General features: G+C 67.5%; 15 protein-coding genes and 1 pseudogene. 10 read left to right on the top strand and 6 right to left on the bottom strand.

The window, feature by feature from the left end:
• Positions 1-48 precede the first annotated feature (48 nt).
• The 6 genes from infB (at position 49) to SNE34_RS02405 (ending at position 8,100) form a co-directional block, all read left to right on the top strand.
• Complete coding sequence (gene infB / locus SNE34_RS02380; RefSeq protein ID WP_332614330.1) at positions 49-2,643, top strand: translation initiation factor IF-2; 2,595 nt, start codon at positions 49-51, stop codon at positions 2,641-2,643.
• 6 nt (positions 2,644-2,649) lie between these two features.
• The gene (rbfA, locus tag SNE34_RS02385) at positions 2,650-3,021 is read left to right on the top strand and encodes a 30S ribosome-binding factor RbfA (RefSeq protein WP_332614331.1); all 372 of its coding nucleotides are present in this window, start codon (positions 2,650-2,652) and stop codon (positions 3,019-3,021) included.
• Positions 3,022-3,196: 175 nt separating this feature from the next.
• Positions 3,197-4,132 carry a tRNA pseudouridine(55) synthase TruB gene (gene truB / locus SNE34_RS02390; protein ID WP_332614333.1) on the top strand — a complete coding sequence of 312 codons (936 nt, stop codon included), beginning with the start codon at positions 3,197-3,199 and terminating at the stop codon, positions 4,130-4,132.
• A 171-nt stretch (positions 4,133-4,303) separates the two neighbouring features.
• Positions 4,304-4,564 carry a 30S ribosomal protein S15 gene (gene rpsO / locus SNE34_RS02395; protein ID WP_332614335.1) on the top strand — a complete coding sequence of 87 codons (261 nt, stop codon included), beginning with the start codon at positions 4,304-4,306 and terminating at the stop codon, positions 4,562-4,564.
• Between the two features lie 119 nt (positions 4,565-4,683).
• Positions 4,684-6,792: a polyribonucleotide nucleotidyltransferase gene (gene pnp, locus SNE34_RS02400; RefSeq protein WP_332614337.1), complete on the top strand. Its 2,109-nt coding sequence runs from the start codon at positions 4,684-4,686 to the stop codon at positions 6,790-6,792.
• Between the two features lie 135 nt (positions 6,793-6,927).
• On the top strand, positions 6,928-8,100 hold the full coding sequence (locus SNE34_RS02405) for a sodium/calcium exchanger protein (protein WP_332614339.1): 1,173 nt from the start codon (positions 6,928-6,930) through the stop codon (positions 8,098-8,100).
• Between the two features lie 15 nt (positions 8,101-8,115).
• Here the strand turns inward: SNE34_RS02405 and SNE34_RS02410 are convergent, their stop codons facing one another.
• From SNE34_RS02410 to lexA, 5 genes and pseudogenes are all read right to left on the bottom strand, one after another.
• Positions 8,116-8,865, bottom strand: coding sequence for a DUF4336 domain-containing protein (locus tag SNE34_RS02410; protein WP_332614341.1), 750 nt, complete (start codon positions 8,863-8,865; stop codon positions 8,116-8,118).
• Between the two features lie 175 nt (positions 8,866-9,040).
• Positions 9,041-12,229, bottom strand: coding sequence for an error-prone DNA polymerase (locus tag SNE34_RS02415; protein WP_332614343.1), 3,189 nt, complete (start codon positions 12,227-12,229; stop codon positions 9,041-9,043).
• 5 nt (positions 12,230-12,234) lie between these two features.
• Positions 12,235-13,659 (bottom strand): Y-family DNA polymerase, encoded by a 1,425-nt coding sequence (locus SNE34_RS02420; RefSeq protein ID WP_332614345.1) that lies wholly within the window; start codon positions 13,657-13,659, stop codon positions 12,235-12,237.
• 342 nt (positions 13,660-14,001) lie between these two features.
• Positions 14,002-14,601 (bottom strand): annotated as a pseudogene (gene imuA / locus SNE34_RS02425) (translesion DNA synthesis-associated protein ImuA); the annotation flags it as partial.
• A complete protein-coding gene (lexA, locus tag SNE34_RS02430) occupies positions 14,601-15,287 on the bottom strand; it encodes a transcriptional repressor LexA (protein ID WP_332614347.1) in 687 nt (228 codons plus the stop codon). The pseudogene imuA and the gene lexA, both read right to left, overlap by 1 nt.
• A gap of 366 nt (positions 15,288-15,653) precedes the next feature.
• Between lexA and SNE34_RS02435 the strand changes: the two genes are divergently transcribed.
• Complete coding sequence (locus tag SNE34_RS02435) at positions 15,654-16,307, top strand: UdgX family uracil-DNA binding protein (RefSeq protein WP_332614349.1); 654 nt, start codon at positions 15,654-15,656, stop codon at positions 16,305-16,307.
• A 114-nt stretch (positions 16,308-16,421) separates the two neighbouring features.
• Here the strand turns inward: SNE34_RS02435 and dinB are convergent, their stop codons facing one another.
• Positions 16,422-17,531: a DNA polymerase IV gene (gene dinB / locus SNE34_RS02440; RefSeq protein ID WP_332614351.1), complete on the bottom strand. Its 1,110-nt coding sequence runs from the start codon at positions 17,529-17,531 to the stop codon at positions 16,422-16,424.
• Positions 17,532-17,622: 91 nt separating this feature from the next.
• Between dinB and SNE34_RS02445 the strand changes: the two genes are divergently transcribed.
• The 3 genes from SNE34_RS02445 to SNE34_RS02455 all read left to right on the top strand — a co-directional run bounded on the left by SNE34_RS02445 (position 17,623) and on the right by SNE34_RS02455 (position 20,749).
• Positions 17,623-18,246, top strand: coding sequence for a CDP-alcohol phosphatidyltransferase family protein (locus tag SNE34_RS02445; protein ID WP_332614354.1), 624 nt, complete (start codon positions 17,623-17,625; stop codon positions 18,244-18,246).
• A 180-nt stretch (positions 18,247-18,426) separates the two neighbouring features.
• On the top strand, positions 18,427-19,656 hold the full coding sequence (gene phaE / locus SNE34_RS02450; RefSeq protein ID WP_332614355.1) for a class III poly(R)-hydroxyalkanoic acid synthase subunit PhaE: 1,230 nt from the start codon (positions 18,427-18,429) through the stop codon (positions 19,654-19,656).
• A 1-nt stretch (position 19,657) separates the two neighbouring features.
• The gene (locus tag SNE34_RS02455; RefSeq protein ID WP_332614357.1) at positions 19,658-20,749 is read left to right on the top strand and encodes a class III poly(R)-hydroxyalkanoic acid synthase subunit PhaC; all 1,092 of its coding nucleotides are present in this window, start codon (positions 19,658-19,660) and stop codon (positions 20,747-20,749) included.
• Positions 20,750-20,754 lie beyond the last annotated feature (5 nt).

A 20,754-nucleotide genomic window follows, 5' to 3' on the forward strand; every position in this document is an offset into this window, starting at 1 on the left:
CGATCACGCGTGGGGCAAGTGCCCCGCGCCACAGGACACGGAAACCGAATGTCGCAGCAAACCACCATCCGCAAGCTGGCCGAACTGGTGAACACGCCGGTCGAGAAGTTGCTGGAACAGCTGGCCGAGGCCGGCATGTCCTTCAGCGGCCCCGATCAGGCCGTCACCAGCACCGAGAAGGTCAAGCTGCTCGGCTTCCTGCGTCGCACCCATGGCAAGGCCGACAAGCCGGCCGAGGGCGCCGCGCCGAAGAAGATCACCCTGAGCCGCAGCCGCAAGCAGGAGCTGACGGTGGGTGGCGGCAAGACCGCGCGCTCCACGGTCGACGTGGTGGTGCGCAAGAAGGTGACCCTGACCCGTCCCGACGCCGACCAGCCGGAGCCGACCGACGAGCGCGCGGAGATCCTGCGCAAGCTGGAGGAATCCAAGCAGCGCAACCTGGCCGAGCAGAAGGCCCTGGCCGAGGCCGACAAGCGCCGCGCCGAAGAGGCCGAGCGACTGAAGCAGGAAGCCGAAGAGGCCGCCCGTCGCAAGGAGGAGGAAGCCATCCAGGCCGCCGCCGCCGACGTCAGTGCGCTGGCCGTCGACGACGAGATCCCGGCCAAGGCTGCCGCCACGCATGGTCATGGCCACCCGAAGCCGGCCGCGCCGCGCAGCGACGACCGCAGCGCGCCGTCCAAGCACAAGCCCGCCCGCGGCTCGCACGTGATGGCCGCCGGCGTCGAGGATGACGACCGCACCAAGCGTTTCGCCGGCCAGATGCACCTGAGTGCGTCCGATCGCGCGCGTCGCAGCACCAGTGCCCGCGGTCGCGCCAAGCCGCGTCGCCATTCCGACCAGGCCCGCTCGGGCACCGGCTTCACCCGTCCGACCGCGCCGATCGTGCGCGATGTCGCGATCGGCGAGACCATCACCGTCGCCGACCTCGCCCAGAAGATGGCGCTGAAGGGCGGCGAGGTGGTCAAGGCACTGTTCAAGATGGGCGTGATGGCGACCATCACCCAGAGCATCGACCACGACACCGCCGCGCTGGTGACCGAGGAACTCGGCCACAACGTGGTGCGCGCCGACGCCTCCGACGTCGAGAACGAACTGATCGCGCATGTCGAGAGCAATGAGGGCGACAAGGTCGCGCGTCCGCCGGTCGTGACCATCATGGGCCACGTCGACCACGGCAAGACCTCGCTGCTGGATTACATCCGCCGCACCAAGGTCGCCACCGGCGAGGCTGGCGGCATCACCCAGCACATCGGCGCGTATCACGTCGAAACCGACAAGGGCGTCATCAGCTTCCTCGACACCCCGGGCCACGCGGCGTTCTCGTCGATGCGTGCCCGCGGCGCGAAGCTCACCGACATCGTGGTGCTGGTGGTCGCGGCCGACGACGGCGTCAAGCCGCAGACGGTCGAGGCGATCCAGCATGCGCGCGCGGCCAGCGTGCCGCTGATCATCGCGGTCAACAAGATCGACAAGAGCGGCGCCGACCCGCAGAAGGTCAAGAACGAGTTGCTGGAGCAGGAAGTGGTCGCCGAGGAGTTCGGCGGCGATATCCAGTTCGTCGAGCTGTCGGCCAAGACCGGCCAGAACGTGGACGGGTTGCTCGATGCGATCTCGCTTCAGGCCGAGCTGCTCGAACTGCAGGCCGTGGCTGAGGGTCGCGCCGCCGGCGTGGTCATCGAGTCCTCGCTCGACAAGGGGCGCGGCCCGGTCGCCACCGTGCTGGTCCAGCAGGGCGAGCTCAAGAAGGGCGACTACCTGGTGTGCGGCGTGCAGTACGGCCGCGTGCGTGCGCTGTTCGACGAGACCGGTTCGCAGGTCGAGTCGGCCGGTCCGTCGATCCCGGTGCAGGTGCTCGGCCTGTCGGGCGTGCCCGATGCCGGCGACGACTTCGTCGTGGTCGAGGACGAGCGCCTGGCCAAGGACGTCGCCCAGCAGCGCGATGCCAAGCGCCGCGAGTCGCGCCTGGTCGCAGCCGCGGGCGGCAACCGCATGGAAGACATCATGGCCCAGTTGGGCCAGGGCGAAGGCCAGCTCAGCCTGCCGCTGATCATCAAGGCCGACGTGCAGGGTTCGGTGCAGGCGTTGCGCGAGGCGCTGACGGCGCTGTCGACCGAGGCGATCCGGATCAACGTCATCGGTTCCGGCGTCGGCGGCATCACCGAGTCCGACGCACAACTGGCATCGACCTCGAAGGCCACGATCATCGGCTTCAACGTCCGTGCCGATGCCTCGGCGCGCAAGCTGATCGAGACCAACGGTGTCGACCTGCGCTATTTCTCGATCATCTACGACGTGATCGACCAGGTGAAGCAGGTTGCCTCGGGCATCCTCGGGGTCGAGATCCGCGAGGAGATCATCGGCACCGCCGAAGTGCGCGATGTGTTCCGCAGCTCCAAGTTCGGCGCGGTCGCCGGCTGCATGGTGGTGGAGGGCGTGGTCAAGCGGAACAAGCCGATCCGCGTGCTGCGCGACAACACCGTGGTGTTCGAGGGCGAGCTGGAATCGCTGCGCCGCTTCAAGGAGAACGTCGACGAGGTCCGGGTCAACACCGAGTGCGGCATCGGCGTGAAGCAGTACAACGACGTCAAGCCGGGCGACCAGATCGAGTGCTTCGAGCGCATCGAAGTGCAGCGGACGCTGTAACGGCCCATGGCACAGAAATCGTTCTACCGCAGCGATCGCGTCTCCGCCCAGCTCCGTCGCGAGCTGGGCACGCTGGTCCACGAAGCCGTGCGCGAGCACAGCCTGCCGTCGGTCAGCGTGTCCGACGTCGAGGTCACCCGCGATCTCGCGCATGCCAAGGTGTTCGTCACCGCGTTGCAGCCGGAGCGTTCGGCCGAGGCGATGAAGGGACTGAAGGAACTGACCAAGCCGCTGCGCTACGAGCTGGGCAAGGCGATGAAGCTGCGCCACGTGCCGGAGCTGCACTTCCACTACGACGACTCGGTCGATCGTGGCGAGCGTATCGAGCAGTTGCTGCGCGAAAAGCCACCGACGTCGGACGACGACGAGCCGACCTGATCGGAATTCGCGTTTCATTCCTGCCTTGTGTAGGAGCGGCTTTAGCCGCGATCGGAAATCGGTCGCCCGCGCCGACTCCAGATCGCGGCTAAAGCCGCTCCTACAAGAGCCCTGGGCAATCGCAAGAGTCACCGCGATTACAGAGTTCCAACGATCGCGAGCCACCCACCACGCGATGACCAAACGTTCCCGAACCAGATTCCGCCCGCTGCACGGCCTCCTGCTGCTCGACAAGCCGGCCGGCCTCAGCTCCAGCCAGGCGCTGCAACGAGCGCGCCACCTGTTCCGCGCCGAGAAGGGCGGCCACACCGGCGCGCTGGACCCGCTCGCAACCGGTCTGCTGCCGTTGTGCTTTGGCGAAGCGACCAAGATTGCCGGCCTGCTGCTCGGTGCGCGCAAGGCCTATCGCACCACCGCGATGCTCGGCGCGACCACCGACACCGACGATGCCGACGGCCAACTGCTGCGACAGCGCCCGGTTCCGTCATTTGATCCGGCCACCATTGAGGCCGCGCTGGCGCCGCTGCGCGGCCCGATCATCCAGCGGGCACCGATCTACTCGGCGCTCAAACAGGGCGGGGAGCCGCTGTATGCCAAGGCTCGCCGCGGCGAGTCGATCGAGGCACCCGAGCGCGAGATCGTCGTCCACGCACTGGACTTTCTTGAACACGACGGCACGCGCCTGCAGCTACAGGTCGAATGCGGCTCCGGCACCTATGTGCGCAGCCTGGTTCGCGACCTTGGCGAAACCCTAGGCTGCGGCGCCCATGTCGAGGTATTGCGCCGGCTCTGGGTCGAGCCGTTCCGGGCGCCGCGGATGTACACGCTCGACGAGTTGGAGGGACTGGCCGAACAGGGCGATGCGGCCCTCGAGGCCTGCCTGCTGCCGATCGCCGCCGGCCTCGCCGATTTCCCCGCGGTCACCCTGGCCGAGGCCGATGCGATCACCCTCGGCCACGGCCAGCCCGTGCGACCCGACGGGGCAGCGCCGGCCGATCCGGTGGCCATTTTCGCCGCCGACGGCCGCGCGCTTGGTCTGGGGCGCGTCGATGCGGACGGACGGCTGCATCCCCAACGCCTGTTCATCTGGGCGACACCGCACGGTGAATGACCGCCGGACCGGCCGGCGTCTTGTTCCCGGGTGCCCCGGGAGCTACAATTCCCCGGCTTTTCCAAGCCAGTTCCATCCTTCCAGCAAGCGGCGGACCATGCGGTGCGCCGGCGTCGGTATTCCCGGCGTCGGTGAGTTTCTGCAGGTCGCGCATCATCGAGGCAACAAGAAATGTCGATCGACACCAGCAAGGTCATTGAAGAAAACAAGCGCGGCGACAACGACACCGGCTCCCCGGAAGTCCAGGTCGCCCTGCTCACCGCACGCATCGAAATGCTCCAGGGCCACTTCAAGGAGCACAAGCAGGATCACCACAGCCGCCGCGGCCTGCTGATGATGGTCAACCGTCGTCGCAGCCTGCTCGACTACCTGCACCGTAAAGACGCGACCCGTTACAAGGCCCTGATCACGAAGCTCGGCCTGCGTCGCTAAACAGACTCCCACCGCGGCGCTTCCATGCGCCGCGGTTCGTTTATGAGGTCGCGAGCCGGCGACCGACCGGGCAGGGCAAGGGCGCTGCCTGGATCGCACAGCACAGACAGGAAACCAACGTGGCAAAAACTACCAAGACCTTCCAGTACGGCAAGCACCAGGTCACCCTGGAAACCGGTGAGATCGCCCGCCAGGCCGGCGGCGCCGTCATCGTCCGCATCGAGGACACCGTGCTGCTGGTCAGCGCCGTCGCCAACAAGACCGCGCGCGAGGGGCAGGACTTCTTCCCCCTGACCGTCGACTACCAGGAGAAGTTCTACGCCGGCGGCCGCATCCCGGGTGGATTCTTCAAGCGTGAGGGTCGCCAGACCGAGAAGGAGACGCTGATCTCCCGCCTGATCGACCGCCCGATCCGCCCGCTGTTCCCGGACGGCTTCCGCAACGAAGTCCAGATCATCGCCACCGTGATGTCGATGAACCCGGAAATCGACGGCGACATCCCGGCGCTGCTGGGCGCGTCCGCCGCGCTGGCGCTGTCGGGCGCCCCGTTCGACGGCCCGATCGGCGCCGCCAAGGTCGGTTACAAGGACGGCCAGTACATCCTCAACCCGAGCAAGACCGAGCTGGAAGACTCCAAGCTGGAGCTGGTCGTCGCCGGTACCGCCGACGCGGTGCTGATGGTCGAGTCCGAAGCCGACGTGCTGTCGGAAGACGTGATGCTCGGCGCGGTGATGTTCGGCCACAAGGAAATGCAGGTCGCGATCAACGCGATCAACGAGCTGGTCGCCGAGGCCGGCAAGCCGAAGTGGGAGTGGTCCGCCCCGGCAGCCGACCAGAACATGGTCGGTGCGCTCAAGGCCGCGATCGGGGACCGCCTCGGCGCCGCGTTCCAGATCCGCGACAAGGCCGAGCGCCGTGAAGCGCTTTCGGCGCTGAAGAAGGAAGTCCTGGCCTCGCTGGCCGAGCAGTGCGAAGCCAACGACTGGAAGGCCGCGGAACTGTCCAAGCAGTTCGGCGAGCTCGAGTACGAGACCATGCGTGGCGCGGTGCTCAGCACCAAGGTCCGCATCGACGGCCGCGCGCTCGACACCGTGCGTCCGATCGCCTCCAAGGTCGGCATCCTGCCGCGCGTGCACGGCTCGGCGCTGTTCACCCGCGGCGAGACCCAGGCGATCGTCGCGGTCACCCTTGGTACCGCACGTGACGGCCAGATCATCGATGCCGTGTCGGGCGAGTACAAGGAACACTTCCTGTTCCACTACAACTTCCCTCCGTACTCGGTGGGTGAAGCCGGCCGCATGATGGGCCCGAAGCGTCGCGAGATCGGCCACGGCCGCCTCGCCAAGCGCGGCGTGCTCGCGGTGATGCCGACGATGGAAGCGTTCCCGTACACGATCCGCATCGTCTCGGAGATCACCGAGTCGAACGGTTCGTCGTCGATGGCTTCGGTCTGCGGTTCGTCGCTGGCCCTGATGGACGCCGGCGTGCCGATCAAGGCGCCGGTCGCGGGCATCGCGATGGGCCTGGTGAAGGAAGGCAACGACTTCGTCGTGCTGTCCGACATCCTCGGTGACGAGGACCACCTCGGCGACATGGACTTCAAGGTGGCCGGCACCAGCGAGGGCATCTCCGCCCTGCAGATGGACATCAAGATCCAGGGCATCACCGAGGAGATCATGAAGGCCGCATTGGCCCAGGCCAAGCAGGGTCGCCTGCACATCCTCGGCGAGATGGGCAGCGCCCTGACCGTCCCGCGTGGCGAGCTGTCCGAGTTCGCGCCGCGCCTGATCACGATCAAGATCCACCCCGACAAGATCCGCGAAGTGATCGGCAAGGGCGGCTCGGTGATCCAGGCGATCACCAAGGAGACCGGCACCCAGATCGATATCCAGGACGACGGCACGATCACGATCGCCTCGGTCAATGCGATCGCTGGCCAGGCCGCCAAGGACCGCATCGAGCAGATCACCTCCGACGTCGAGCCGGGCCGGATCTACGAGGGCAAGGTTGCCAAGATCATGGACTTCGGCGCGTTCGTCACCATCTCGCCCGGAAAGGACGGCCTGGTGCACGTGTCGCAGATATCCAACGATCGCGTCGAGAAGGTCAGCGACGTGCTCAAGGAAGGCGACGTGGTCAAGGTCAAGGTGCTCGAAGTCGACAAGCAGGGCCGCATCCGCCTGTCGATGAAGGCCATCGAGGAAGGCGAGGGCGCGCCGGCCGAGTAAGCCGCGCACGCTTCATTGCTGGATACGGAAAAGCGGGCTTCGGCCCGCTTTTTCTTTGTGCGGAACTCCACGTTGTTCATCCTTTACGCCGGTTTGCGTTAGCGTGACCCGTCAAAGGCATGGATGGAGGCGGCGATGGCGGGTGGCAGCGGCGGGACATGGTGGAAGTGGGGGTTGCCGGTGGGCATCGGCATCGTCGCTGCGGCAATGGCGATGGAACACTTCGGGCCGCACTGGCCCTTGCCGGTCAACGCGATGCTCGCGCTCGGCGGCCTGCTGACGATCGCCGGTTCCTGCGAAGTGATGATCCTCGCCGCGGTCGGCCTGGCCGGCAAGCTGCGCTGGAACGAGTATGTTGCCGGCGTAATCGCCGGGCTCGCGTCGAACCTGCCGGAGATCGCGATGCTCGCGTTCGTGGTCGCGGCCGACGTGCGCATTGCGTTCGTGGTCACGCTGCTGACCTTGCACATCAATGTGCTGGTGTTCTCGATCTTCTGCGTGCTGATGCCGCGCGACGAGCACGGCCACGCGTCGTTGCCGAAGGCAATCAGCGTGCTTGGCTCCGACATGCTGGCCTGCGCGGCCGGGCTGATGATCGCGATGGGGTTCCTGATGATCGCGATGTCTTCGTTCGACGGTGGCGGCCACGCCGGCGAGGGGCTCGGGCTGTGGGACCTGCTGATGATCGCCGCGGCGTTGCTGGCGGTGATGGTGGTGTACCTGCGCAGCCTGATCCGGCGTTTCTCCGGCACTTCGACCGAAGCCGGAGCTGAGCAGGCCGAGGGCGGCACCACCCGCGCCTCGGCGTCGTGGGGAATGATCGCGTTCTACGGCGGTCTCGGCAGCATCGGCGCCTTGATCGGTGGCCACGCGGTTGGCGACTTCGCCGACAACCTCGTCGGGTTCCTGCGCGGCGAGGGCTATTCGGAGATGATCGGCGCGATCGTGGTCGCGTTCCTCGCCGGCATGCCGGCCTACATCCTGGTCACCAGCGCGCACCTCAAGGGCAAGACCCAGCTGGCGCTGTCGAATGTGTTTGGCGCGATCGTGCAGGTGCCGTTCGTGATCCTGCCGGCGGTGCTGCTGTTCGCCGCGCTGCTGTCGGGGCTGGGCGTGGTGCCGTTACTACCGGAAGGCGGCATCCTCGCGATCGACCTGGAAACGGTGTCGGTGATCCTGTTCGGCTTCCCGACCTTGCTGGTGCTGTGGAAGTCGATCACCGACGACGGCGCGGTCAACAAGTTGGAGACCACGATCATGCTCGCGCTGTTCGCGCTGGTGCTGTACTTCCTGGCGGTGCATGGCTGAGGCCGGCTGCCAACATCACTCCAGCAACCAGCGGAACGCGCGGCGCAATTCGGCGGTGCCGTTGGCCGGATACCAGCGGCCGTGGGCGAGGATCACGCGCTCGGGGTTCCACGCGATCATCTGCTCGACCGCGGCCTTGAGTTGCGGTTTCTGTTTCGAATAGGTCAGCCGCATGTCGCGCGGCATCTGGCCGTCGGGGTCCTGCGCGCCGCCGAGCCGGGTCAGCCAGCGCATCCACCACGTGTCGAACTTGCCGGGTTCGAAATTCTCGATGAAGTCGGTCAGCACCAGGGTGCGGCTGGGGCGGTGGAAGAACTCGACCTCGGTCATGAAGGTTCCGCTCACCGGCAAGGTCGCGATCGCGGTGTCCCATGGATAGCCACGGTCGCGGTCGAGCTCGGCGGTGGCGAAGTCGATGCGGCCGTCGGCCTGCTCGCGGATACGCGGGGCGAGATGGATGCGGGCGTCTGGAAACACTTCCCGCCATTCCGGGATCCACCAGTAGTGGATGCGGTTTGGGCCGACGATCCAGCGCGGGGTGCCGATCGCCTCGACCTCGGCCATGAGCGTGGCTGTCAGCGGCGTCGGCGAGTGGATGAAGAGGTTGTCGCCGTCGAGCCGGATCACCGTCATCCGGGTCGGGAACGGCATCTTCGGCCACGGCATGCCGAATTCGATGGTCGGGCCATCGACGATCCAGACGTCGTCGGCGACCGGTTTCAGGGTGTTGAGCGGTGGGTAGGTGGCGCTCGATTCGCGGGTCATCGGAATGCCTTCTTTTGATGCCTAGCCCGATTATGCACAGCGATGTGATGTGGCTCTTTGTAGGAGCGGCTTTAGCCGCGATCGTAGAATCGTTCGCCTGCGCCGATTTCAGATCGCGGCTAAAGCCGCTCCTACAAAGGCCGAGGGATCGGCACCGCCGGACGAGGCATCGATGTCAATGGAAATCGCGCGAGCGGGTGTCGAGGTCGCCGAGCAATGCGCTCAGGTTCTGCAGCCGCTTCGCGACCAGGTGCTGCACCCCATCCTTGCACTCCAGCCGGCCTTCGACCGCAAGCAGGCGCGACTCCAGCAACTCGCGACGCTGGCGTTCGGCGAGGTCGCGCCAGACCACCACGTTGGTCATGCCGTCCTCGTCCTCCAGGGTCATGAAGATCACGCCGCTGGCGGTCTGCGGGCGTTGGCGCAGGGTGACCAGTCCGGCGACGCGAACGTGGCGGCCGTGCGGCATCGTCGCGACCTCACCGGAGCGCCGGTAGCGGCGCGCCGACAGTTGTTTGCGGATCAACGCCAATGGGTGGCGGCCGAGGGTGGTGCCGGTCATTGCGTAATCGGCGCGCATGTCGGCGTCGGCGCTGGGCAATGGCAACACGATCGTTTCGCTTTCCCGCGTCGCCGGGGTGTCGGCGAAGAGTGGCAACTGCGGCTCGACCCCGGTGATCGCCCAGCGGGCGCGGTGACGATGGCCGGCCAGGCCGCGCAGGGCACCGGCATCGGCGAGCAGGGATTGGGCGCGGCGGTCGAGGCTGGCGCGGGCGCAGAGGTCGGCGACGTCGGTGAATGGACGTTGCTTGCGCGCGGCTTCGATCCGTTCGGCCGCCTCGGGCTGGAAACCACGGACCATCCGCAGTCCCAGGCGGATCGCAGGCTGTTCTACGGCCGGTTGTAGGAGCGGCTTCAGCCGCGATCGGATGATCGGTCGCTCGCGCCGACTCTCGATCGCGGCTGAAGCCGCTCCTACAGAAAGCGGGGGTGGCGACGGGCTGTCTTCCAGACTGCAATCCCAACCGCTGTGGCGCACGTCCACCGGCAATGTGCGGATGCCGTGCCGGCGCGCATCCTGCAGCAACTGGTCGGGCGAGTAGAAGCCCATCGGCCAGGAGTTGATCAGGGCGCAGGCGAATGCCGCCGGTTCGTGGCACTTGAGCCAGCTGCTGGCGTAGGCGAGCAGGGCGAAGCTGGCCGCGTGCGATTCGGGGAAGCCGTAGTCGCCGAAGCCCTTGATCTGCTCGAAGATGCGATTGGCGTACTCGAGGGTGTAGCCGTTACCCAGCATGCCTTCAGTGAGCTTTTCACGATGCGGCTCCAACCCGCCGCGACGCTTCCAGGCTGCCATCGAGCGACGCAGCTGGTCGGCCTCGCCGGGCTTGTAGCTGGCAGCGACCATTGCGATCTGCATCACCTGCTCCTGGAACAGTGGCACGCCGAGGGTGCGTTCGAGCACGGCTTTCAACTTTCCGGACGGATACTCGACCGGTTCCTGGCCGGTGCGACGCAGCAGGTAGGGATTGACCATGTCGCCCTGGATCGGGCCGGGTCGGACGATCGCGACCTGGATCACCAGGTCGTAGAACTCCTTGGGCCGCAGTCGCGGCAGCATCGCCATCTGCGCGCGCGACTCGATCTGGAACACGCCGATGGTGTCGGCGCGGCTGATCATCTCGTACGTCCTGCTGTCTTCGGTCGGGATGTCGACCAGCCCGGCGATGTCGCGGCGGCCGGACTCGCGCAACAGGTCCAGCGTCTTGCGCACCGCGGTCAGCATGCCCAGGGCGAGGCAGTCGACCTTCATCAGCCCGACTTCGTCGAGGTCGTCCTTGTCCCACTGGATCACGGTGCGGTCGTCCATCGCCGCGTTTTCCACCGGCACCAGCGTATGCAGTGGATGCTCGGAGATCACGAAACCGCCGGGGTGCTGCGACAGGTGGCGGGGCATGCCGATCAGTTCGGTGGTCAGCGCGATCACCTGGCGCAGGACCGGTGATTCCGGATCGAAGCCGCGTTCGCGCAGGTGCTCCGCGATCGGCGCATGACCGCCCCAACGGTCCATCGTGGACGCCAGTTCGCCCACCACGTCGGGGGGCAGGCCGAGCGCACGGCCGACGTCGCGCACCGCGCCGCGACCGCGGTACTGCGTCGCCACCGCGGTCAGCGCGGCACGCTCGCGGCCGTAGCGGTTGAACACGTACTGCAGCACCTCTTCGCGGCGCTCGTGCTCGAAGTCGATGTCGATGTCCGGCGGTTCGTTGCGCTCGTCCGACAGGAAACGCTCGAACAGCATGTTCATCAGCGCCGGGTCGATTTCGGTCACGCCCAACGTGTAGCAGATCACCGAGTTGGCGGCTGACCCGCGGCCCTGGCAGAGGATGTGCTGTGAACGGGCATGGCGGACGATGTCGTGCACGGTCAGGAAGTAGGACTCGTAGTGTTTCCTGGCGACGAGCGCGAGTTCCTTCTCGATCAGCCCTCGGGCCTTGTCGCTCACGCCACCGGGCCAACGCCAGCGGGCGCCTTCCTCGACGAGATGGCGCAGCCAGCTGGTGGCGTCGTGACCCTCGGGGACGAGTTCGTGCGGGTATTGGTACTTGAGGTCCTCGCGCATGTCGAAATGGCAGCGTCCGGCAATCCGCACGGTCTCGGCGAGCAGGTCGATCGGGTGGATAGCCGCCAATGCACGACGACTGCGCAGGTGGCGTTCGCCATTGGGGAACAAGCGATGGCCGGCCTCGGCGACGGTGACGTGGTGGCGGATCGCGGTCATCGTGTCCTGCAACGCGCGGCGGCCACGCACGTGCATGTGGACGTCGCCGGCGGCGACCAGTGGCAGGCCGAGGCGGGCGCCGGCTTCGCGCAGTTGCGCCACGCGCGCGGCGTCGTCGGGGCCGCGATGCAGCTCGACGGCGAGCCAGGCGCGCTCCGTGAAAGTCGTCTTGACCCAGTTCGCATGCGCGTCGTCGGGTTGTTCGCCGGGTACCCACAGCGCAAGCAAACCGTCGGTCGCGGTGAAGTCGTCGCGCAACAGTCGATATTCGCCCTTGCGCGCGCGGCGGCGGGCGCGGGTGATCAGGCTGCACAGCGCGGTGTAACCGGTGGCGTCCTCGACCAGCAGCACCAGCTTGGGACCGTCCTCGACCTGCATTTCGCTGCCGACGATCAGTTTGATGTCGAAGCGTTCGGACGCCTCCAGCGCACGCACGATGCCGGCCAGCGAACACTCGTCGGTGATCGCCAGCGCGCTGTAGCCAAGCTGACTGGCGCGTTCGAACAATTCGGGTGCAATCGAGGCGCCGCGCTGGAAGCTGAAAGCCGAGAGGCAATGCAGTTCGGCGTAGGCGGGGAGGGTCATCGGAGTCACCCGAACCAGCCATGCAGCATGAAGCCGTCGGCGCGGCCGTCGAGGGCGGGATCGCCGGCGGGACGGAACGCCCAGGCGCGTTGGCCGAGGCTGGTTTCGACGAGGTAGTAGTCGCGGCGCACGTCGCCGTCCCACCAGCCGGTCTCGATCCGCTCGGGGCCCGCGAGGATGCGCAGGCGGTGGTCGCGCAATGGCGCGGGATGGGGCAGCAGCCAGCCGGGGCGTGGGACGGGCGGGGCGGTGACGCCGCGGGTGGGCTGGTCCTGCCAGGCGCGCTCGGGACGATGGTCGGCGCGGATGGCCAGGCCGTGGACGGCATCGTCGCCGAGACGGGCGCGCAGGCGTTCGCGCAGTTGCTCCCATGGCACCGCCTGTTGCGGCCGGGCGTCGAACAGGTCGCGGCCGGCCGGGACGAACGGCGGCAGTTCGCGCGCGAGCAGTTGCACCGCACGCACCGGCGCCGGCACCCGCATCTGTTCGAGCCGGCCGCGGGCGAGTTCGAACAGCATCGCCGGGTTGCGTTCGGGGGCGAGCAGGCCGATGACGAGTTCGCTGTCGGCGCAGCGTTCGTGTTCCAGCACGAGGGTGAAGCGCTGCACGCCGCCGTCGCGGCCGGCGAGGTAGGCGGCCAGGTCGGCGGTCAGGCGGCGCAGCGGGAACAGCAGAGCCTGGCTGGATTCGACGTCGTAGTTGAGTTCGATCTTCGAGGCGAACGAGTCGGGCGGCTGGTAGTAGCGCAGCGGGGTCGGCAGGGCGCCGGTCAGGCGGTCGAGGTGGGCGAGTGCGTCCTTGCCGATGCGCTTGCCGAGGGCGGCACGGGGCAAAGCGAAGACCTGGCGCAGTTTGCGCAGGCCCATGCGGTTGAGGCTGGTGGCGACCTCCGGCGCGAGGCCGCTGCGTTCGACCGGGAGTTGGCCGAGGGCGTTGTGCAGGGGCATTTCGTCGGTGATCGCCAGTCCGTCATGCACGTTCGCGAGCGCGCGGGCGGCGTATGGGTTGGGGGCGAGGGTGATGCGGTGGCGGAAGCCGAGTTCGGTCAGGTCGGCGCGCAGTTGCGCTTCGAACCGTGGCCATGGGCCGAACAGCTTGAAGCTGGCTTCGACTTCCAGCAGCAGGGCCGAGGGCATGGTGCGGTTGACCAGCGAGCTGTAGCGGTAGGCCCAGGCGGCGAGGAAGTCGTGCCAGCGTTCGACTTCGGCGGGGTCGTGTTCGATCGCGCTGAAGCGGCTGCAGATGGCCTGTGCGGCGCCGAGTGACTGGCCGGGACGCAGGCCCGCGGTTTTCGCGGCGGTGTTGACGGCGCGCAGCACGCGGCGTTGCGCCGGTCCGGTCACCAGCGCGAGGGGAGCGTCGGGGTCGGGGTGGCGGCGCAGGACGCCGTCGAGCGCGAGTTGCGGCAGGAGGATGCAGGCCCAGAGCATTGGTCTGCCTCACTGCGCCTGCGTCGGCGGGGTGCGGGGGCGGAAAGGGATGGTTGCGGGGACTAGTGGATGCACGGATGGAACGAGGGTGGATGCAGTTTGGTCGCACGTGGGGTGTGTGACAGAGGTGGGTGCGGCTTGGTCGCGCAGGGGGCGGCCGGTGGGGATATTGCTCCGGCCCTTCATCAGGGCTTCCTGCCCTGAGGCGGGCCGCCGGCCATCCATGGCCGGCTTCTGCGCAATATCCCCACCGTCCACCCCCTGTCCGATTGTCGTGGGCGACCGGGTGGGGAAAGCGGTGGCTACGGGCGGGGTGGCGAATGAAGTCGTGGTTGTCGGGAACGGGATGGGCCGGGTGGGGGGATTGCCGCCGCGGCATTTGAGTACGCGCAACTGGGTGGGCTGGGCATCGATTGCGATCCGCAGTGCGGCCGGAGAGGAGTTTGCCGCGTCCTTCATCGGGCGCATCGCGAAGCCGAGGCACTGGCCGGTTTCGGCGGCGACCTGCAGGCGGCGCAGGGCGCGGTCGTTGGCTTGGTGTGGCCAGCACAACACGGCCGAGCAGGCGGCCGAGCGCAGGCATTGTTCGGCAGCCCACAGGGCGTTGCGGGCGTCGGTGCGGATGATCTGCAGGCGGTTGAGCTGCACGCCGGCGTTCGCCCATGCCTGTGCGAACGGGAGGTAGGGCGGGGCGATCAGGGCGATCATGCCGTCGCTGCGGGACAGTCGCGCGAGGGTCGGCCACAGCAGGCGCAATTCGCCGACGCCGTCGGCCGGCAGCAGCAGTTCGGTCAGGGCGGTTTCGGGCCAGCCGCCGTCGGGCAGGGCATCGTCCAGCAGGGCGAAGCCGGTCGATTGGGTGGACGGGGCGCGCGGCGTCGGTTGGCCGCGCCAGATGCGGCGCGATTCCAGCAGGGCATCGAGGGCGACCACGGCGCCCATCAGCCTGGCCTCACCAGTCCGGCGAACAGGCCTTCGATGGCGAAGTCGGTGACGCTGGCGTCGATCTCGATCGGTGCATACGCGGGGTTGCGCGGCAGCAGGCGCAGGTGCCGGACTTCGGAATGCGTGTCGTCGGTGTCGAGCCGCTTGACCGTCAGCTCGCCCTCGACCCGGGCGACCACGGTCTGGCCGCTGCGCGCCTGCTCGACGCGGTGCACGCCGATCAGGTCGCCGGGGAGGATGCCGTCGAGCAGCATCGACTCGCCTTCGACTTCCAGCAGGTAGTCGGGGCGCAGGCGGAACAGCGATGGGTCGAAGGCGATCTCGCGGCGGACCTCCGGGTCCGAGCCGATCGGCGCGCCCGCCGCGACGCGGCCGAGCAGTGGTACCTGCAACAGGTCGGTGGGTGGCATCGGTATGGCATCGGTGGCCGGCATCGCGAAAGGATTCGACGTCGATGTTTGCGAGGCGCGACGTGGGGACGTCAGCCGGATCCCGCGTGCGCGGCCCGCCGATAGCTCGACCAGGCCGGCCTGTTCCAGCGCCTCCAGGTGGTAGCGCGCCGAGCGGTTCTGGCGGAAGCCGAACGCGCGCGCGATCTCCATCTGCGACGGCGGGTAGCCGTGCCGGGTAATGTGCTCGCGGAGGAAGTCGAGCAGTCGGCGCTGGGTGTCGGTCAGGTGCATGGTACTAATTGTAGTAACAACGGAGTAGACGAACCTGAAGCTTTGCTATTCAGTTGGTTGCAATAGATAGCTAATGTGGGTTCGCCGAGAAGTCACCCCAGCATCTCTTGCGTTCGTCTCACTCGTTCGGACGAGATCGGGTCCGTGTAGGAGCGACGTAAGTCGCGACCCACTGACACATCATTGCGACAAATACACTCCAACAGTCGCCCGATCGTTCTCCCTCGTTGCTTGCAATCCGATTCCGACTCCGTAGGTCAGTGGGTCGCGACTTACGTCGCTCCTACAAAAAACTCCTGCCTCACGGCGACGCAAACCCTTCACCGCGCCTGCGGCAGCATCGGATTCCCCGCTCACTGCCATCCGATGCCGCGCTCCCCAGACATTCACGCGTTGCCACTGGCCAAGCCGGTCGACGAGATCCCGACCGGAAAGCTGCGCACGCTGCAACGCAAGGCGCGCGACTGCCAAGCGTGCCCACTGTGGCGCCCGGCGACCCAGACCGTGTTCGGCCAGGGTCCGGCCGATGCGCTGGCAATGCTGGTCGGCGAGCAACCCGGCAACCAAGAGGACCTGACCGGTGCGCCGTTCGTCGGTCCGGCGGGGCGGCTGCTCGACCGCGCGCTCGACGAAGCAGGGCTCGATCGCGACACGTTGTACCTGACCAACACCGTCAAGCATTTCAAGTTCGAGATGCGCGGCAAGGCGCGCCTGCACAAGCGCGCCAATGCGGCCGAACAGGAGGCCTGCCGGATGTGGCTGGCGGCGGAAATGCTGCAGGTGCGACCGCGGGTCGTGGTCGCCCTCGGCGCGATGGCCGCGCACACCGTGTTTGGCAACAGCTTCCGGGTGACCCGTGAGCGCGGGCGGTGGCGTGGGCTTGCGGATGACGTGCAGGGCATCGCGAGTTGGCATCCATCGGCGGTGCTGCGGATGCCGGAGGATCGTCGCGAGGAGGGTTATGCCGAGCTGGTTGAGGACCTTGGCAAGGTCGCGACGACGATCAAGTCATTGGGTTAGACGGGCAGGCCGTGTAGGAGCGACGTAAGTCGCGACCTGTACATCGCCTCATGGGTTCGGCGGGTCGCGACTCACGTCGCTCCTACATGAAGCGACCACGCGCGATCCTGCGAACTACGCCAGCTCGAACAAATCCGACTGCGCGCGTACATCGTCCTCGTCGACGAACCCGGACAGGCCGACCCCCACCAGCCGATAGCGCGTGCCCGCCGACAACTCCACCCGTGCGCGCAACTCGCAGGCGATGTCGGCCAGCGCTTCCAGCGTCGCGGGTCGCACCGCCGGGGTCAGGCTGCGGGTGAGGATGCGGAAGTCGCTGGTCTTGAGCTTGAGCACCACGGTGCGGGCGAGGCGGCCCTGGTGCCGCGCGCGTTCGCGCTGGTAACCGGCCCAAGTGCCCTCGGCGAGGCGACGGATCTGCGGTTCCAGGTCATCGAGCAGCAGGTCGTGCTCGAAGGTGTCTTCCGAGGAAATCTGCACGGTCGGGCGTTCGGGTCGCACCGGGTTGTTGTCGATGCCCAGCGACAATTCATGCAGGCGTCGGCCCCAGCGGCCGAAGCGCAACTCCAGCTCGGCCGCTGGCAGCGAGCGCAACTGCCCGACGGTCGCGATGCCCAGTTCGGCCAGCTTGCCCTGCATGACCTTGCCGACGCCGGGCAGGCGGCCGACCGGAAGCGGCAGCAGGAACGCGTCGACCTGCCGCGGCCGCACCACGCAGATGCCGTCGGGCTTGTTCCAGTCCGAGGCGATCTTGGCGATGAACTTGTTCGGCGCGACCCCGGCCGACGCGGTCAGCGCGGTTTCATCCCGGATCGCGGCGCGGATCGCCTCGGCAGTCGCGGTGGCCGAGGGCAGGCCGGTCTTGGTTTCGCTGACGTCGAGGTAGGCCTCGTCCAGCGACAGCGGCTCGATCAGGTTGGTGTGGCGGGCGAAGATCTCGCGCACCTGGCGCGACACCGCCTTGTAGCGCACGAAATCCGGCGGCACGAACACCGCCTGCGGGCACAGCCGTTCCGCGCGCACCGCCGGCATCGCCGAGCGCACTCCGAACTTGCGCGCCTCGTAGCTGGCCGCGCACACCACCGAGCGGTTGCCGCGCCAGGCGACGACGACCGGCCGGCCACGCAACGACGGGTCGTCGCGCTGCTCGACCGACGCATAGAACGCATCCATGTCGACGTGCAGGATCTTGCGGGCCGGAGCGGGGCGGGACGGGGCGGTCATGGCCCCGACATTCTGTCATCCTGCACCCGCACTTGCCGCCGTCACGCCGCCTTTGGCAGGCTGGGTAACGGCCCATCCCCCGGAGCACCGCATGCAGCAGCAACGCCGCCACTTCTCGATGCTCCGCGAATTCCACCTCGCGGACTGGGTCACCCTGGCCAACGCCTTCTGCGGCACCGGTGCGATCTTCGCCGCGATGCGCTTCCTGCAGGAGGGCGGGGTGCGCGACCTGATGATCGGGATGGCGCTGATCCCGGCGGCCTTCATCTTCGATGCGGTCGATGGCCGGGTGGCCCGCTGGCGCAAGTCGGCGTCGACCCTGGGGCGCGAGCTGGACTCGTTGGCCGACGTGATCTCGTTCGGTGTCGCGCCGGCCGCGCTGGGGTATGCCTGCGGACTGCAGGGCGGCTGGGACTGGGTGGTGCTGAGCTACTTCGTCGGTTGCGGGGTCAGCCGGCTGGCGCGCTACAACGTCACCGCCGAGCAGCTCTCGGGCGACGAGGGCAAGGTCAAGTTCTTCGAGGGCACGCCGATCCCGACCAGCCTGGTGCTGGTGGTGGTGTTGTGGATCGCGGCCGGGCAGGGCGCGATCGGTACGGATTTGTGGCTGGGCATGGTCCAACTGGGGCCGTGGCAGTTCCATCCGCTGGTGCTGATGTTCGCGCTGTCGGGGACGTTGATGGTGAGCAAGACGCTGCACATTCCGAAGCCGTAGTCCTTGCGGATTGAAACTTTCTGTAGGAGCGGCTTCAGCCGCGATCGGAAATCGTTCGCTCGTGCCGACTCCTGATCGCGGCTGAAGCCGCTCCTACAAAAGCCCGCGACAAGCTCGCGAGACACGCATCGGCCTGCAACATCCGCGTTGCTATGATCGCCGCAACGCTTGGAGGATGAGATGGCCAATCAGGGTTTCGGTGGCAACGAGGATTTCGAGGCGCTGGCGCGGCAGTACTGGAGTCGCTGGGGCGAGATGTTGCGCGCCGGGGCCGACGCTGCGCCGGCATCGCAGGGATTCCCGGGCGCGAACTTCTCCGGCGCGGGATTCCCCGGCATGGGCGTCCCCGGCATGCCGGGTGCGGGCGCGGCGGTGCCGGGCTGGAACGAGGCGGTCGCATGGTGGTCGAAGCTGGCCCAGGGGAATGTTGGCCCCGGTGCCGGGTTTGGCAATGGATTTGGTGGCGGGCTCGGCAGCGGACTCGGTAGTCAGGCCGACGCCACCATCGACCGTTTCAACACCCAGGCCCGCGGCTGGTACGCCCAGATGCAGCAGCTGGCGGCGCAGTTCGCCGGCCAGGATGCCGACGCCGCCGACATCGCCGGCGCGTGGAAGCGCGCGCTCGGCGGCGATTTCGGCAACCCGTTCGCCGAGGTCCTGCGTGGCATGCAGGGGCCCGGCCAGCAGGGTTTCGAGCAGTGGTTCGCACAGGCCGCGCCGTTCATCGAGAAGTTGCAGCGCGATGGCCAGGCTTGGTCGGGCATGCCGGCGTTCGGCTTCACCCGCGAGCACCAGGAGCGTTTGCAGCAGCTCGGCCAGGCGCAGGCGGATTACCAGCAGCAGGGTCAGGCCTACCAGACGTTGATGGCCGAAGCCGCGCAGGATGCGTTCAAGCGCTTCGAGCAGAAGCTGACCGAGCGCAGCGAGCCGGGCAAGCAACTGGAGTCGGCGCGCGCATTGTTCGACCTGTGGATCGACGCCGCCGAGGAGGCCTATGCCGACATCGCCCTGTCGCCACGTTTCCGCGATGCCTATGGCGCGCTGGTGAACTCGCAGATGCGCCTGCGCGCCGCGGTGCAGGGCCAGGTCGAGCAGGTCGGCGATGCCCTCGGGATGCCGACCCGCAGCGAGGTCGATGCCGCCCATCGCAAGATCGTGCAATTGGAGCGCGAGTTGCGGCGGCTGCGGGATCTGGTGGCGGAGATGCCGCCGTCCGGCGAGCGTTCGGAGCGTCCCGCTGCGAGAACAACCCCGAAATCGGAGCCAGCCGTGCCACCGCGGAAAGCCGCAGCGAAGAAGCCGGTTGCGAAGAAGGCCGCGACAAAAAAGACTCCGGCCTCGAAGAAAGCCTCCGCAAAGAAATCACCCAGCCGCGCTTCGGTAACCAAGCCGACACGAAAGGCACGCTGACATGGACAAGCAAGACGCGTTCAACACCGGCCCGCTCAACTTCAGCCCCGACAAGCTGGCGCAGGAAGCGATGCGCGCCCAGGACAAGCTTCGCGCCGGCCTCGACACCCTGCGCGAGGTCGACGACGTCGACTACGGTGCCACCGCCAAGGAAGAAGTCTGGCGCGACGGCAAGGTCGTGCTGTACCGCTTCCGCGGTGACAAGGCCCCCACCGCGAAAGTCCCGTTGCTGATCGCCTACGCGCTGGTCAACCGGCCGTACATGGTCGACCTGCAGGCCGACAAGTCGATCGTGCGCGGCCTGCTCGAGCGCGGCGAGAACGTCTACATCCTCGACTGGGGCTACCCGGACCGGTCCGACCGCTACCTGGAGCTGGAGGACTACATCCAGCGCTACCTCGGCGGCGCGGTCGACCACCTGCGCGGCGCGCACCGGCTCGACGCGGTCAACCTGCTCGGCATCTGCCAGGGCGGCGCGTTCTCGCTGTGCTACAGCGCGCTCAACCCGGGCAAGGTGCGCAACCTGGTGACGATGGTGACGCCGGTCGACTTCCACACCGACGACAACATGCTGGCCAACTGGGTGCGCGGGGTCGATATCGACGCCTTCGTCGACACCCTCGGCAACGTGCCGGCCGACATCATGAACTTCACCTACCTCACGTTGAAGCCGTGGCGGCTGTTCGTGCAGAAGTACGTGGGGCTGGTCGACATCCTCGACGACAAGGCCGCGCTGGAGGACTTCCTGCGCATGGAGAAGTGGATCTTCGACTCGCCCGACCAAGCCGGCGAGGCGTTCCGCCAGTTCGCCAAGCAGTTCTACCAGGGCAATGGTTTCGTCAACGGCGGCATCGACATCGGCGGCCGCGCGGTCGACCTGGGTTACGTCGACATGCCGGTGCTGAACGTGTTCGCCGAAGCCGACCACCTGGTACCGCCGTCGTCGTCGAAGGCGCTTGGTGGGCTGGTCGGCAGCACCGACTACAGCGAGTTGTCGTTCCGCGGCGGGCACATCGGCATCTATGTCTCCGGCCGCGCCCAGCGCGAGGTGCCGCAGGCGATCCATGACTGGCTGGCGCAGCGGTCGCGCTAGAACCC

This window comes from Novilysobacter erysipheiresistens (genome assembly GCF_036663935.1).
In the GTDB taxonomy this organism is placed as follows: domain Bacteria; phylum Pseudomonadota; class Gammaproteobacteria; order Xanthomonadales; family Xanthomonadaceae; genus Novilysobacter; species Novilysobacter erysipheiresistens.